1 protein-coding gene is annotated in these 225 nt (G+C 57.8%); it reads left to right on the forward strand.

The window, feature by feature from the left end; translation table 11 throughout:
* The coding region (locus QMX78_RS21635; protein ID WP_282273505.1) for a Tn3 family transposase at positions 1-212 on the forward strand (212 nt) is incomplete at its 5' end.
* Between the last annotated feature and the right edge of the window lie 13 nt (positions 213-225).

Below are 225 nucleotides of genomic sequence, written 5' to 3' on the forward strand. Positions count from 1 at the left end.
CCAACATGATCATCCTCCACAACGTGGAAGGCATGAGCCGGACCTTGGCCGAGATGAGGAAGGAGGGGATTGAACTGACGCCCGAGATCCTGGCCGGCCTGTCGCCTTATCGGACCAGCCACATCAATCGCTTCGGCGATTACCACCTGGATCTTGAAAGGGAAGTGGCGCCGCTGAGCTACACAGCCAAGGTGCTTGAACAGACCCCATAGATGGGGAGAACCT

Source organism: Stenotrophomonas sp. PS02298 (assembly GCF_029959445.1).
In the GTDB taxonomy this organism is placed as follows: Bacteria; Pseudomonadota; Gammaproteobacteria; order Xanthomonadales; family Xanthomonadaceae; genus Stenotrophomonas.